This is a genomic window from Paenibacillus sp. J22P218 (assembly GCF_056269195.1).
The window spans coordinates 224,726-240,242 of the sequence record NZ_JBWDNL010000005.1 but is presented as its reverse complement, the minus strand read 5'-3'; the positions used below and the strand labels follow the sequence as shown (position 1 = coordinate 240,242).

Here is a 15,517-nt window from a genome sequence, read left to right as displayed (position 1 = left end):
ATTATGATAGAGAAGCAATCCGATGATAATAGCATCATAATAATGGAGGGGTTTAGTTTGGTAAAGAGTAAATTGATTGTCATCCTACTTGTCTTTGGTCTAGTGTTGGCAGCATGCAGCAAGGGCGGGGACAACAACAATGCTGGAACAAATGCCGGACAAAATGAGGGATCTTCACAGACAGAGGAGAACAAACCAGTTACCCTTAAGATTCTGGTGGCTAGCGATTGGTTGAAGGAAAAGAAGTGGCAAACCATATTTGATGCGTACGAGGAGAAAACAGGCAACAAGCTCGACGTTCAAAGCGCTCCTGTTAACAATTACATGGATCTAGTGAATACACGACTTGCTACGAAGGATGCTCCGGACCTTCTTTTCTACTGGGGGCAAGAAGGGAAAATTAAACAGCTTCAACCAGAAAAAAACTTGATGGATTTGTCTAACGAAGAGTTCGTTTCTCGTATCACGCCATCCGTCAAAAATTACTTTCTTAGCACAGGCGGCAAGCTTTACGGAATTCCTGTAACCGGTCTCAATGTTTCAGGAGTTATCTATAACAAGCAAGTATTCTCGGATCTAGGGCTTGAAATTCCAAAGACTTACGAACAATTTTTGGCCGTTTGCGAGAAAATCAAAGCCGCAGGTATTACACCTGTATATGAAGCCGGCAAAGAAGGGTGGCCTCTGCAGCTCTATACTTTTAGCGCTATGGCCAGCGTTATTAACAAGCAGCCTGATTTAATGGAAAAGATTAATACGCACCAGGTCACCTTCGACAAGGTGCCTGAGTATGTAGAAACACTTCAAAAACAAAAAGATCTACTTGAGTTGGGTTATTTAAACAAAGATTTGTTCTCGGCTACCCTTGACATGTCCATGGAAGCAGTAGCTACTGGTAAGGCGGCAATGATTTTCCAAGCAGACTGGCAGATCGATCCTATTCTCACGAAATTCCCAGATGCTCAAATTGGAATGTTCCCTCAGCCTTTGGGAGACGATGCTTTCGCCGGTATATCCGATCCAATTGGTCTTTATGCTCTTAAGAATTCCGATAAAACGGATGCTGCTCAGGACTTCCTTAATTTCTTTGCTAGTGAAGAAGTATTGACCGATTATTTTAACACCGTTAAATCTATTCCAACATGGACAGGGCTTACTGTAACCCTGAATCCTGGTACATCGGATATGAATGCCTACGTGGAAGAGGGCAAAGCGGTACCGTTCTTCAACGCCCTGAGCGTTGTTGAGATCGGAGATTATCAAAGTTTGTTGCAACAAATGTATGGTGGGACGATGTCCCCCGAGCAAGTAGCTCAAAGTTTGCAATCCAATATCGATAAAGCGGCAAAAGCCGCAGGAGTAGAAGGGTTCTAAAGAGAGAATCTACGGAAGGAACGTGGAGAGAACTATGTTGCACAGAAGAATGTACCCCGTATGGTTTATCTTTCCAGCACTCGTTATTTTTACAGTGCTTTACGTGTTCCCTACGGTTTCTGGTTTTTACTATTCACTAACGGATTGGTCACCTTACAAGGATGAGATTCGGTTTATTGGCTTCGGCCAATATGCCGATCTTTTCAAGACCAACGAGCTGTACCACGCATTAAAGAATACAGTAATTTACGCGTTAATTGTTACCATATTTCAAAATGGATTGGGAATTATCTTGGCCTTATTCCTTAACTCTAAGGTCTTCGGACGAAATATATTCCGTAGTGTATTCTTCTTACCTTGTATTTTGAGCGCTCTTGTTGTTGGTTATATGTTTTCAACCGTTCTTCATCCTGACGGAATTTTCAATCAGCTCCTTGATTTACTTGGCTTAACTAACCTCGCGAAGGATTGGTTAGGTGATCCCAAAATAGCCCTCTTCGCTGTCGCGGCGGTTAATGTTTGGCAGTGGACAGGATCATCTATGGCCTTGTATCTAGCTGGGTTGCAAGGAATATCGAAAGATCTGCTAGAGGCTGCCGTTATTGATGGCACTACCTATAAGCAGAGATTGCGTTATATAGTAATGCCAATTCTGATGCCTGTTGTGACGGTAAGCGTCGTTCTCGGCTTAATCGGATCAATGAAGACGTTTGAGCTGATTTATGCTACGACGGGAGGCGGTCCAGGGGGCGCTACTATCGTCATGAATATCTTTATCTTCAAGCAATTTGGCCAAGGCTTGTATGCTTATGGAACAGCTGCGAACGTCATTTTGTTCTTGTCCATCGGTATCATTTCCATTCTCTTGCTCAAGTTTATGGGAAGAGGAGGGGACGAAGCATGACCAAGCGATCCGGTATTTGGCTAAGAACAATTTTGGCGGTCGTCGGAAGTTTTATTATATTGATTCCGCTCTTATTGGTTTTCTTAGGCTCTTTGAAGAGTCCAGCAGAAGTGGTGAGGTTGGATCTTAGTCTTCCAAAAGAGTGGATGTGGTCCAATTATAAAACCGTTTTTGTGGAAGGTAAGTTGTTGAATGGTTTTAAAAACAGCCTTTTAGTAACAGGATCAACAGTCTTGTTGACTGTGATTGCAGGCTCTATGACTGCTTATTTCTTAACTCGGCGCCATGGACGTTGGGTAAAAGCATTATTCTTTATGTTTTTCGCAGGACTTATCGCACCACCTTCAATGATTCCAGCGATTAGGTTGCTTCAAACGCTTCATATTGCAGGGGAGTATCTCGGGTTAATTCTGTTTTTAACAGCCCTCTATCTTCCACTTGCCATTTTCATAATGAGTGGATTCGTACGAGCGTTGCCTAGAGAATTGGACGAAGCCGCAACGATTGACGGTGCAGGGAGTTTCTATCTATTTGCAAGAGTGATCTTTCCATTATTGAAGCCATCCATTGCGACCATAACCGTCTTTGTTTCCATTTATGCATGGAATGACTTTCTGAACACACTGTATATTATCAGTGACAGCAGCAAATGGACACTACCATTCTCTGTCTACAACTTCGTATCCCAATATGGAACGGATTGGCAGTATGTGTTCGCAGACTTGCTAGCAGTCATGCTGCCCATATTAATCGTCTATTTGTTCCTTCAACGCTACATCATCGAAGGAATGACGGCTGGATCGGTTAAAGGTTAATTTGTTAAACTATATAGCAGCAGAACTCCGATTTATTTGTTGGAGATCTGCTGTTGTATTAATCATCAAATTGTAAGGGCTTTCATTTATGATAAAAAAAAGGGTGATATAGAATGAAAAATCCAGAAAAGCGAAACGCGAGCAGAGAGGGAAGATTAAATAGATTTGTCGGTCGACTCGTTGCTTGGATGATGATAATAAGCATGACTTCCATGCAAATGCCCCTTATAGCTCATGCTGAATCGGATGCAATGCCTGTAACGACGAGTTCTCCAATTCTGGATGCACCAATCATGGGTTGGAACTCTTTTGATTCTTTCTATGACAGTGCTGACCTGAATGAAATCAATGTAAAGGCGATTGTAGACTACATGGCCGAAAACATGAAGGACAGCGGATATCTGTATATTAATTTGGATGGAGGCTGGTGGAATAATCAAGGCGGGAGTGGAGTGATACTTATTGATGAATATGGTCGACCGCTACCGGGAGCTGCAAGGTTTCCGTCTTCCGGCGTCGATGCGGATGGCGACGGCAAGAAGGATGGGCTGAAGCCGCTTGCGGACTATGTTCACAGCAAGGGATTGAAGCTTGGCATCTATGCGATTCGGGGTATTCCAAGAGCGGCGAATAATGCGAATGTTCAAATAGAACCTGCCGCAATCGAAGCCGTTGCTTCGGCCACAGGACAGCAGGTTACTCCGCTTACAGGGACGCAGATTACAAATATATATGATATTTGCGCCTGGACAAACGACAATTACGGATTGAATTGGGATACTTATTCGAATGAAAGCTTGGCGTACTACGTTTCCCTATTTCAATTGTGGGAGGAATGGGGAGTTGATTTAGTTAAGATCGACGATCTGAACGATAGTCCAAACGCCAAGTATACCGCATATCCGAACGGTACTCCTCCCTACCGGCAGGCGGATATTGAGGGGTATGTCAAAGCAAGAGAGATTGCTGGAAGCGATATCGTCATAAGCGGATCTCCGGGAAGAGGACTGACCGGAGAACGCGTGGATAACATCTTGGGGCAAATGGACACCATGCGTGTCAGCGCGGACGTATGGGACAGTTGGGCCGACGTGAACAAACTGTTTGCTCCGGCGAAGGAGTATACGCAGTATGCCGATGCAAAGCCGGGAAAATACATTGATCTTGACATGCTGCCGTTCGGCACATTGAAAGACAAAACAAACAATCCATATCGATCAAGCAAACTTACGAAAGACGAGACCATAACTTCTATGACCTTGCACGTAATAGCCCGTTCACCGATTATTATGGGCGGAGTGCTGTATAAACTGGATATGAACAATGAAACGGATAAATTTACTTTTGATTTGCTCACCAATAAGGAAGCGATAGCGGTGAATCAGGAAGGATCGAATCAGAAAAATTTTTATGATTCCGGAAATATTACTAAATGGGTATCGGATGCGGCGGACGGCTCAAAGTATGTGGCCTTATTCAATCGCAACGGCAGCGCTGCTAATATTTCATTCGATTTTTCCGACCCGAACATCGGTCTGTCTCCTGCAGAAACGTACAACATTAGAGATTTGTGGGCGAAAGAGTATGTAGGTTCTTTTACAAGCAGCTATTCGGTCAACGTTCCGGCTCACGGCGCAGCGCTATATAAGGTAATACCAGCATCGAAGGAAAACGCGGTTCCTACCTTGAGCGTTTCCACTCCGAGTACGTCGGTAAATGCGGGAGAGAGCAATACGATCGCGACGACGGTGACGAATAACGGATTAAAGGATGTCAGCCATGTAGCGGTAAATCTCGAACTTCCGAGCGGTTGGTCAGCGGCTCCCGTTGCCGGAAATACCAGTACGATTGCGTCTTTGGCAGTGAGTCAATCGCAGACAATACAATGGCAGCTTCATGTGCCGGAAACTGCGATCGTTACGGACAACATGATAACAACTAGAGTTTCATTCGATGAGGGAGATTCATCTTACTATAAGCAGATTAGCACTCAGATGACTGTCATTCCTGCGGTCATTCCGGAAGGATTCTTTGATGATTTTTCAAACGGCAAAACAAGCTGGACGGACGCCGGTGTAGGAACATGGACCGTAGTTGACGAGGCCGGTAATAAAGTATTAAAGCAAACCGCATCCACGGCGGGAACTTCTTCGACAAGAAGCGAGTATCGCACTACGGTTACAGGACGAACCTGGATGGACGCAATCTATGAGGTTGACGTCAGATACGACGGCGTTTCCCGTAGCAATGACTTAACGAATTGGTTCACTTTCATGTTCAAAAAAAGCGAGCAAGATAACAATTTTCGTCAGGATACCTATTTCTTGTATTGGAGGATAAACGGGCAGCTTACGTTGGCAAAAGGCGCTTCTGGCGCTGCGCTAGGAACCTACCAAGCATCTGCCTTGAGCACTGCAACGGTTCCAAGCGGTTGGCACAGCCTGAAGGTTGCCAATGTAGGAAACCGAATCCAAGTTTACGTTGACAACGATAGTACGCCGGTAATAGATGTTCTGGATTCTTCTACGCTATTGAAAATCGGATACGCCGGCTTGGGAGCCAGTGCCAGCGCATGGAGCTTTGACAATTTTACCGTAAGGGTGGACGGGGATTTGGTGCAGTCGTCAGGCACTTATGACCTGAATTTGGAGAAGGCTTCCCAACCGGACAATGCAATAGAAATTCCCGTCGTATTGTTCAACAAGACGGTATGGAATACTTATCTAATCGACAGCGAAGGAAAGCTAACCGAGCTTGGTTTAAACGATGGCGACGATTATGAAAAAGTGAATTCGAACTATGTAACGACCTATAAATTAACCCGCAATCTCTTGAACAGCTTGGAAGCAGGCACCTATACCTTTCATATCGCTTTATCAGATGGAACTACGGCGAATTATGCTCTCACGATAGTAGATACGACATCTCGAACTCCGGTCACTAACGCTGCAGGCAGCTCGGCGATTACCTATGACGGCAGCATCATTGATCTATCGGAACTCAGCGGCCTGTTCCTCGTGGACAGCAACGCAGGGGAGCGTACTTACAGCATTGAAAACGATGGAGCTTCAACAGGAGAAGGCACGATTGCCGCAGACCATAAAACATTGTCGGTTGCGAAGGCAGGTACCTTGAAGATCGGACTGGCGACGGCTAAGACGCCTACCCATGAGGCGGGAGAAAAAGTAACCGCCATACTGACTGTGAATGAGGGAAATGCGTTTGCGCTGACCTATGACATTCCAATCTCAGCCGCGGATACCAGCGATAAAACCTTGGATGTAAGTACCATTACCGGCAAACCGGAAAGCGTTTCCAATGCGTCGTATGAGCTTGGAGCATTTATGGATTCTGACGGCGTACTGGAAGGAAAACCTTCGCTCTCCGGAACCGTTCTGACTTATCAAGGAACGGCCAAGGCATCCGGTATCGCAACGCAAGAAATTACGATGAAGAGCGACAACTATGCCGATTCGACCATTACGATTACGTTTACAGCAACAGCAACAGGCGACCTGAACGGCAAAGCCGTGCTGAAGGGACCGACCGAAGCCTTTGTAGGCAAGCCGCTTGATCTGACCGTTGGACTTGCCAGTCTGACGGACAGCTTTACTACGCTTGATATGGTTGTGAATTACGACCCGGAGAAATTCGCTTTCAATTTGGCGGAGCACGAAGGCAAGACCAGATTGGCGGAAGACGCTTTGACATTGCACGTTGATTCATTGCAGGTGCTTGGCAGCGCCGTGAAGCCGGAAGAAGGACAGCTGCGCATTCTGTTGGCTTCAACCGGAGCGCCTGTAGCCGAGGCGGGAGATTTGCTCACGCTTCATGGGCGGATTGCGGAGAATGCCAACGCCGGAATAACGAATGCATTTCTCTCGGATTTCGAAGTGTCCCTCGGAGCGGAGAGCGCTTTAATCGATGTATCTGATGCTAAGCTGGATATTCAAATAATGCTGGCCGACAAGGCGGCGCTCAAGGAAAAAATCAGCCAGGCGCAGCAGTTGTACAACAGTACGTCTGGCGGAAACGCGCCGGGTCAATATCCGGCTTCCGCGAGAGAGTTGTTCAACACGGCAATCCAAACGGCGAGAGCGGTGGAAGCAAATGTCAACGCTGCGCAAGCAGAGGTGGATGCGGCAGCATTGACGCTCGCGAGCGCTGTAGCAGACTATCAGAAATCGGTTAATCCCGGAAAGCCGGTCGACAAAACCACTTTGCAATCGGCCGTTACGTTAGCGGAAGCAAAGCTTGAACGCGCGAAGGAGGGAGACAAGATCGGTCAATACCCGCAGACGGCAATAGACCATTTCAGGGCAGCCATACAAACGGCGATTTTGGTGCGCGATAATGGTTTGGCGAGCCAGTCACAAGCGGACCAGGCTGCGTCCGCTCTAAACGAGGCAGCGCGAGTCTTTACGGCACAGTTGGTTACCCTAGTTCCGGGCGCGGGCAAAATTACGATCAGGGATTTGTCCATCATTGCGCAATATTACAATGTGACCGATCAGGATGCGAGCTGGAGCGAAATCGCGAAAGCAGACATCATCGGCGCGGGACGAATTGACATCGTCGTCTTGGCCGCGGTCGCTCAAATGATTCTGGACGAGTGGCTATTGGAGTAGCTAAGGATGCTCGTAGACACTTAACAGTTTGATGGAGGCAGGCGTGAGGACGACGCCTCCTCCAGCTTTGCTAGAGGAGGGAGCTATGAATTTGAAAATCAAGGGGATTGGACTAGTTATATCTCTGTTGTTGTTTATATCCGTATTGCCTGCATCCGTCGCGCATGCAGAAGAGCAGCAGGCAACGGCTGCCGTGGAAGCCGTCTTCGAGATGACGATCGCCGAATCGGCCGAAGTGCTTACTGTGACTATACTTGGCAAGCAATTGGTGGATTTATATGCTTTCGAGCTGCAATTCGAATATGACCCGCTGCGCTTCCAGTTGACTGGAGCAAGCACAGCAAGGAGCGGATTCACACCTAAGCCTATTGTGAAGGGAAACCGTATTCTGTTCGCTCATACGCAAGTCGGCAGTGCAGCAGGAGTGACCGGTGAGACGGAATTGGCCGAACTGACCTTCAAGCGGATTCGGGGCGGGAATGCATCCGTCATTCTTAGCGAAGTGAAGCTTGTCGATTCATTGCTTGCGACAGTCGGCTCTCAACCGCAGGACAGAGTTCGGTCGATAGACAGCCAGACGCACGTTCAGTTGACGGATATATCCGGACATTGGGCAGAACAGAACATTCACACGGCGGTGGAACTGGGCTTCGTATCGGGATATGAGAACGGCGCATTCCGCACCAATCATTCCATTACCCGCGCGGAGTTCACGACGATGCTGTCGCGTGCGTTACGGCTGTCAGTCAAGGAGGAGCCGAGCTTCTTCGACGGGCGTCAAATTCCTGCTTGGGCAGCAAAGCATGTGGCGGCCGCTGTCAAGTCCGGCCTCGTCAGAGGTTATGAAGACGGCAATTTTAGGCCGAACCGCCTTATAAACAGAGCGGAGCTGGCGGCGATGACGGTCCGTGGATTAGGCGTCCAGCCCTCTGCCGGCGCGATGCCAGACTTTGCGGATTCGGAACAGATCCCGGAGTGGGCGAGAGCTTCGGTCAAGCTGGCAGTAGACGAAGGAATACTGCAAGGGCGAAGCGGAAATCTATTCGATCCGCTTGCTCAAGCTACTAGAGCGGAAGCGGTTACTCTTATTCTTAATTTGCTTCACAAACAGGCTGGCCTAAATCTCAAATGAACCGCATGGAGTTGCCGTGCCCCGAATAACGGTGCGGCAGCTCTATTCCGTTCTATAGCTTTTGGGACTTACCCCTATGATCTTGCGGAATACCTCCCGAAAATACGCAACATCCTGGTAACCGACGTTCTTGGCGATAGAGACAATGTTGAGGTCCGATTCCCGCAATAAGCGGCAGGCTATTTCTATCCTTTTGACCTGTATATACTGCGAGAACCCTGATCCAGTCTGTTTACGAAATAAGCGGATGAAGTTCCGGGTACTCATCCCGGCTTCGGCAGCCAAGTTTTCCGCCGTCAGGGGATCTGCAACCCGCAGATGGAGGGTATCCAGCAGCCTCAGCATCTCGGCTCTGCCGCGCTTGTGTACGGCAAAGGCGCCACCGAATTCTTCTTTCGCTTGAGAGAGTCTGTATATTCGGACAGCAAGGTGTAGCATGCCAGCATAGAGGTTCATTTCATAGCCCTCTTGTTTTTCTGTAAACTCCCTAAGAAGAGATTCAAACACCGATCCCAGTGCCATTTCTTTGTCCACGAAAGTGAGAAAAGTTCCTGCATTGCCATCGAAGAGAGAAAAAGCGTCTACGCTTCCATACCTCATAAGCCCGGACTTAAGGTCGGCTATAAAGTCGGGATGAATGCAGAGATTATAGACGACAAGTTTATTTTGGCTTGACGTGCTGTTAGGGCGGAACAGATGCGAGGTACCGATCGGCAACAAATAAAGAAAGCCCTTCCGGGTCTTCTCTACCTCGTTTCCTACGTAATGGTAGCCTTCACCGGAGGTAACATAAACGATTTCTAGATAAGCATGATTATGCTCTCTCAGTTCGAAGCCTTCCTCGTAACGGTTCAGAAAGAGCGGGAAGTTCCCCAGAAAGTGTTCCGAGAAACCGGAAAAATAAGTAGGAGGTTTTTCAGCCCTTTTATTTTTATTTTCGGAGATAGGATTGTCATGATTACCCATGCTATTTGTCACTTCTCTCTGTTTTATGTTGAATTCGCCTATTATACAATCAATTGCAGAATAGCGAAAGGGGTTAGCGATTTATGAAGACGCAGACGCATGAACAAGGGGCAACGTGGATATGGTATCCCGGGGATTTTGAAATTCGGTTGCACGAGAAAATGTCCGTTGCGCGCAGGGCGCGCGGCGCTTCTTACCCAGCCTATTGGCGGCTGGACAGGCATTATTCTAACATAAGGTTCCGTTATGTATATGATCTCCCGCAGGAAGAGCGAATCGATATCGTGTCCGAAGGAACGTTCGCGCTCTACCTTGACGGGAAGGACAATTACCGGTCCAATCGATCCTCTTTTGTACTCCCGGCTGGACGGCACGAAATTTCAATTACCGTGTTCAACGATACCGAGGCTCCGTCATTATTCGTGAATGGCGACCATATACGAACGAACTCTTCTTGGGAGGTGACTTCCTATCAAAATGAATGGCTGTCTGCTGGTTCCTGGATATTCAATTCTCCGGACACTCCTCCATCTCAATTTCGATTGGCTTTGTCGGAGCAGAAACCGATTAGCTGCGAAGAGGTCGAAGGGCATTCATTGCTGGATTTCGGCAAAGAGACGTTCGGCTATCTCCAATTTCATAATCTGACGGGTACAGGAAAGGTGAAGCTCTCCTATGGAGAGTCACTAGCTGAAGCGTTATCGCCGGAGGAATGCGTGTTAATTGACGAGTTCGATGCAGCAGAGGCGATGACGCATGCGGAGAACGGAATACTTACGCTTGAGGAAGCAAGGGCATTCCGTTATGTTTGGATTCAAGCTGATGAAGATGTGATCTGGGAGAACGTTTCGATGCTCTATGAATATGTGCCGGTGACCTACCGGAGTTCCTTTGAAAGCTCTGATCCGAAGTTGAATGAAATATACGAGATGGCCCTATACACGCTGCATCTTAACACCCGAGAGTTCTTTCTCGATGGTATCAAACGCGACCGCTGGGTTTGGTCAGGTGATGCGTACCAGGCTTTCCTCATGAATTATTATAGCTTTTTTGACTTGGACGTAACGAAAAGGACGCTGGTAGGTTTAAGAGGTAAGGATCCATTGACGATGCACATCAATACGATATTGGATTATTCGTTCTACTGGTTCGTCTCCTTGTACGATTATTATCTTTACACGGGCGATTTTGAATTTATACGGCAAAACTATGACCGCGCCGTAACGCTGATGGACTTTTGCTTGAAACAGAGAAACGAAGAAGGATTAGTGGAAGGACGCCCGCAGGATTGGGTATTCGTGGATTGGGCGGACCTCACCAATACAGGGGCTGTCAGTACGGAGCAGATTCTGCTCGCTCGCGGGTTGGAAGCGATGAGTCATTTTGCAAAGCTTATTGGAGATGCTGCCGCAGCCGCTTCTTACGAGACTTTTGCGGCAGAAATGAAAGAAACGACGCTTCGTCTATTTTGGGATGAGGAGCTCGGAGGATTGCGGCATCATCGGGTAGACGGAGTGACCATGCCGACATTGACGAAGCATGCCAGCATGTTTGCGATGACTTATGGCTATTTGAACGAGGAGCAGACAAGCAGCGTCATTCGCAACGTCATGTTAAATCCGGACGTGCCGCGGATTCGAACGCCTTATATGAGGTTCCACGAGTTAGCCGTCATGTGCGAAAGTGGCGAACACGATTACGTGCGCAGGGAGATGCTGTCCTATTGGGGGGGCATGATCGAATTAGGCGCTACGACATTTTGGGAAGAGTACGATCCAGCCTTGTCCGACAACGAGCATTACAGCATGTACGGAATGCCGTATGGAAAGAGCCTATGTCACGCTTGGGGAGCCAGTCCCATCTATTTAATCGGAAAATATTTTCTTGGCGTTCGTCCGACCGCGCCTGGTTACGCCGAATTTATCGTGGAGCCGCATCTTGGCGGTCTGAAGTGGTATAAGGGGAAAGTACCAATCGCGAATGGAGAGGTCGAGATTGAAATGAATGAACAGCAAATTCGAGTTCGAGCTTCGAATGGTCAAGGTTTGCTGAGATATCTGAAGAATGAGCAAGCACAAGAGATCTCGATTCCTGCAGATGGAAGCTGGGTCCAAGTCGAGATTTAACGACTAATACCTCCATAAACATGTTTGAGGGCTCGGGCATACCAGTTCAGCTTTAAGAAAATAGAGTAGATGTTTGTTATTATGAAACGTTAATACCCTGGAGACTTTCGGTCAAAGGGGTATTTTGTCGTTTCTATTCATTTGTAGAATCGGAGTGGATTTGACGTGGAGAAGGTATCCATTTTCCATAAGCTTGTGCTTTGCTTTACTATCGTCATCACGCCTTTGATTATTGTCGGGGTGGTCATCAATAAGATGGGGGAAAATACCGTTCGCGAGAAAATAGTGGGCAGCATGGAGTCAAAGATCGAGTTTCAGTTGATGACGCTTGAAAGAGAAATCGAACACATTCAAAACTTACAATATCAATTCGTCAATAATGCAGACCTGCAGAGGCTCGGAGTTATCGGGCGGGAAACGGGGTTTGACTGGGTACAAGAAGTGTTGAGGGTACATCATGAGCTTCAGCTAATGGAAAATTCAAGTCCGTACATTCGGAATATTAGCGTCCACATACCCAAACTAGGTGAAACCTTGTCCACCCTTCATTACTCTCAACCGTTATTAGTGGATGAATACAACGCGATAAGGTTCTTGACTTCCGGTCGAACGGCACCAATATTTCATTGGAATAACCGATTGTTTCTGGTTCTAAGTTTCTCGAATCCGCCGTTGCCAGGTCGAGATCCCGTTTACATCGTAACCGTAGAGCTTGATAAGGACGAAATCGAGAAGCATTTGCTTGGCGCAATGAACGCCCCCAATGAACATGCGTTATTGTACAGCTTGGCGGATAACTGGACAATATCAGACTCGGGCAATGCCGAAGCAGAAAGCGTTAAGAGGTATTTAATAAACCAAAATGTACGGGATAATCAAAAATCTTATTACGAGGGTTTATCCGTCGATAAGATCAAACACGCACTGATCTTTAAGTCCTCATCCACGCTACAGATCGGTTTTGCGATCTATGTATCGGAGAAGCAAGCATTCGGCTCCTTAAATACGTACCGAGAATGGTTTTGGATTTTGGGCGGGCTTGCTTTGCTTGTTATCGTAGCTTTTTCCAGTTGGATTTATAAGGCCATTCATCAACCCATGACCAACTTAGTCCGTGCTTTCCGCCAGGTAGAGAAGGGAAAGACGGAGATTCAAGTTCACTACGATCACAAAGATGAATTCCGTTATTTATACGGCCAATTCAATAAGATGACTGCGAAATTGAATACCTTGATTCATGAAGTGTACGAACAAAAAATTCGTGTTCAGAGCGCAGAGTACAAGCATCTGCAGTCTCAAATTAATCCGCATTTTCTATACAATACTTACTTCACGCTTTACGGGTTGTCAACCATAGGCGATCTGGACAATGTCTCGCGGTTCGCCAAATTGATAGGCAGCTATCTTCAATTTATTACTCGACAAGGAAACGGCGAGGTTCCTATGAAAGAAGAGATCATTCACGCAAAAACCTATTTGGAGATCCAAAGCATGAGATTTGCCGGACGGATTGAAACCGAGTTTGCATCGTTCCCAGAGGAGCTTGCCGAATTAAACGTTCCCCGATTGATCGTTCAACCGATATTGGAAAATGTTTTCGACCATGGATTGGAAGACAAGATAAGCGACGGATTGGTTCAAGTTCGATTCTATGAGACTCGCAAACATTTCGTCATTTTGGTCGAGGATAATGGCGAGGCATTGACAGACCTCGAATTGGAAAATTTAAAGTCCTATATAACGAATGAGTCAGATGCACTCGAAATGACGGCATTGCGTAACGTACACCGTAGGTTGCGGCATAAATTTGGTCATGAAGGCGGCTTGCTCTTGTCCAGAAGCCGGCTCGGCGGATTAGCTGTAGAACTATGCATTCCCATTAAGGAGGTCGGTGATGATGTATAGAATTTTGATCGTGGATGACGAGAGGATGATCGTCGACGTTCTATATCAGTGGATCACGGAGATGACTGCTTCCTATGAATTTGAAGTCTTGAAAGCCTATTCTGCGGGAGAAGCATTGCGGTTAATAGAGTCTGATGGTGCAAATGTCGTCTTATCCGATATTCGAATGCCAGGCATGTCGGGTATTGAGATGCAGAAAGAAATCAGACAGAGCTGGCCGCATTGCAAAATCATTTTTTTAACAGGATATTCGGATTTCGATTACGTGCAAACGGCAGTCAGACAAGGCAGTACGGATTACGTGCTCAAGAGCGAGGGGAAAGAGCATGTCATTGAAGCGATCGAAAAAGCCATACATGAAATCGCGGAGGAATCCAAGCTCAAACATATATTAACTCGAGCGGAGGCTAATGTTAAACAGGCAATCCCTCTATTGCAGAGAGATTATTTCCTCCATTTGATTCATGGAAACTTCCCATCGGAGAACAAGAGAGCGGGAAGATTCCAAGAGTTGCAGATCTCTTTGCATCCGGATCAGCCCCTCTACATGTTGTTGGGGCGAGTGGATGACTGGCCTCCCCATATTTCAGCCTACGACGGGGATTTGTTGCTTTACGCGGTAACCAATATTTTTGAAGAGTATCTGTCGCCAGTGCTTCGTTACCATAACGTAATCGATGATAAAAAAACATTGGTATGGTTTATCCAGCCCCGATCCATGTCTCTATTAAATCCAAGTGAAGTATGGGAGAACACTTATATTCAATTACAAGGGATTCTTGAGAATGTACAAGCCTCCTGCAAACAGTACTTAGATTTGCCTTGTTCTTTTATCATTGGCAGCGCCCCTGTTCAATGGGAGGCGGTCTCCTTGAAATACGATGCGTTAAACGCTCTCTTCGGATTCGGCTTTGGCATGCGGAAGGAGGAGATATTGACCGATCAGATGCTAAGCGATTCGGATTCCCGCCGAATAAACAACAGTCTTGAAAACCCAAAAAGGCAAAAGATAAAAGAGCTTCAAATGCTGCGAATTTTTCTGGAAAACGGGCAAGGAGAGTCTTTCTCCGACTTGTTCCGGATTGCGATGTCGGATTTGGAGAACGGAGATAAGGATGTCGGTATTTTTCTTGAAGCTTATTATGTGATCCTCTCTATTCTGTTAGCTTACTTGAATCATTGGAATCTTCTGCCGAATCCAGCGTTCTCCATGCAGGTCAATAAACTGCTCCAATATCGAGTCGATCAATCATGGCCGGATATGAAGGAGCAGCTATTAGAGCTCGCAGAAATGATTTTCGCCAATAGAAAGCTTGAGCAGAATAGCAATACGAATGCGCTTATTAGTCGAATCAAAGGGTATATACGCGAGCATTTGGATCAAGATTTGTCCCTCACGAGATTATCGCAGATCGTGCATTTCAATTCCTCCTACTTATCACGGTTTTACAAACAGATGGAAGGAATCAACATCACGGATTATGTGGCGGAACAAAGAATGAAAAAAGCTAAAATTTTGCTGGAAAACACCGAGATGATGATCAATGAAATTGGTTCCTCCGTTGGTTTCGACGAAGCAAGATCTTTTACGAGATTTTTCAAAAAAATGGAAGGTTTAACCCCGCATGATTATCGAGAGCACGTACGAAGCAAGAAGTAAAATCGGG

General features: G+C 46.6%; 9 protein-coding genes. 8 read left to right on the top strand and 1 reads right to left on the bottom strand.

Annotated elements, in window-relative coordinates; translation table 11 throughout:
• Positions 1–57 precede the first annotated feature (57 nt).
• From AC0YN0_RS22095 to AC0YN0_RS22075, 5 genes are all read left to right on the top strand, one after another.
• Positions 58–1,374, top strand: coding sequence for an ABC transporter substrate-binding protein (locus tag AC0YN0_RS22095; RefSeq protein WP_475823197.1), 1,317 nt, complete (start codon positions 58–60; stop codon positions 1,372–1,374).
• Between the two features lie 34 nt (positions 1,375–1,408).
• Complete coding sequence (locus tag AC0YN0_RS22090) at positions 1,409–2,278, top strand: carbohydrate ABC transporter permease (protein ID WP_475823196.1); 870 nt, start codon at positions 1,409–1,411, stop codon at positions 2,276–2,278.
• Positions 2,275–3,093 (top strand): carbohydrate ABC transporter permease, encoded by an 819-nt coding sequence (locus AC0YN0_RS22085; protein ID WP_475823195.1) that lies wholly within the window; start codon positions 2,275–2,277, stop codon positions 3,091–3,093. The genes AC0YN0_RS22090 and AC0YN0_RS22085 overlap by 4 nt, the downstream gene beginning before the upstream one ends.
• 293 nt (positions 3,094–3,386) lie before the next feature.
• Positions 3,387–7,721: an NEW3 domain-containing protein gene (locus tag AC0YN0_RS22080; RefSeq protein WP_475823194.1), complete on the top strand. Its 4,335-nt coding sequence runs from the start codon at positions 3,387–3,389 to the stop codon at positions 7,719–7,721.
• An 85-nt stretch (positions 7,722–7,806) separates the two neighbouring features.
• Positions 7,807–8,853, top strand: coding sequence for an S-layer homology domain-containing protein (locus tag AC0YN0_RS22075; RefSeq protein ID WP_475823193.1), 1,047 nt, complete (start codon positions 7,807–7,809; stop codon positions 8,851–8,853).
• 42 nt (positions 8,854–8,895) lie between these two features.
• Here the strand turns inward: AC0YN0_RS22075 and AC0YN0_RS22070 are convergent, their stop codons facing one another.
• Positions 8,896–9,819: a helix-turn-helix domain-containing protein gene (locus tag AC0YN0_RS22070; RefSeq protein WP_475823192.1), complete on the bottom strand. Its 924-nt coding sequence runs from the start codon at positions 9,817–9,819 to the stop codon at positions 8,896–8,898.
• Between the two features lie 83 nt (positions 9,820–9,902).
• Here AC0YN0_RS22070 and AC0YN0_RS22065 point away from each other — a divergent pair, with 83 nt between their 5' ends.
• The 3 genes from AC0YN0_RS22065 (at position 9,903) to AC0YN0_RS22055 (ending at position 15,510) form a co-directional block, all read left to right on the top strand.
• Complete coding sequence (locus tag AC0YN0_RS22065) at positions 9,903–11,945, top strand: alpha-L-rhamnosidase-related protein (protein WP_475823191.1); 2,043 nt, start codon at positions 9,903–9,905, stop codon at positions 11,943–11,945.
• 165 nt (positions 11,946–12,110) lie between these two features.
• On the top strand, positions 12,111–13,850 hold the full coding sequence (locus AC0YN0_RS22060; protein ID WP_475823190.1) for a sensor histidine kinase: 1,740 nt from the start codon (positions 12,111–12,113) through the stop codon (positions 13,848–13,850).
• Positions 13,840–15,510: a response regulator gene (locus tag AC0YN0_RS22055; RefSeq protein ID WP_475823189.1), complete on the top strand. Its 1,671-nt coding sequence runs from the start codon at positions 13,840–13,842 to the stop codon at positions 15,508–15,510. Before AC0YN0_RS22060 ends, AC0YN0_RS22055 begins: the two co-directional genes overlap by 11 nt.
• Positions 15,511–15,517: the final 7 nt, after the last annotated feature.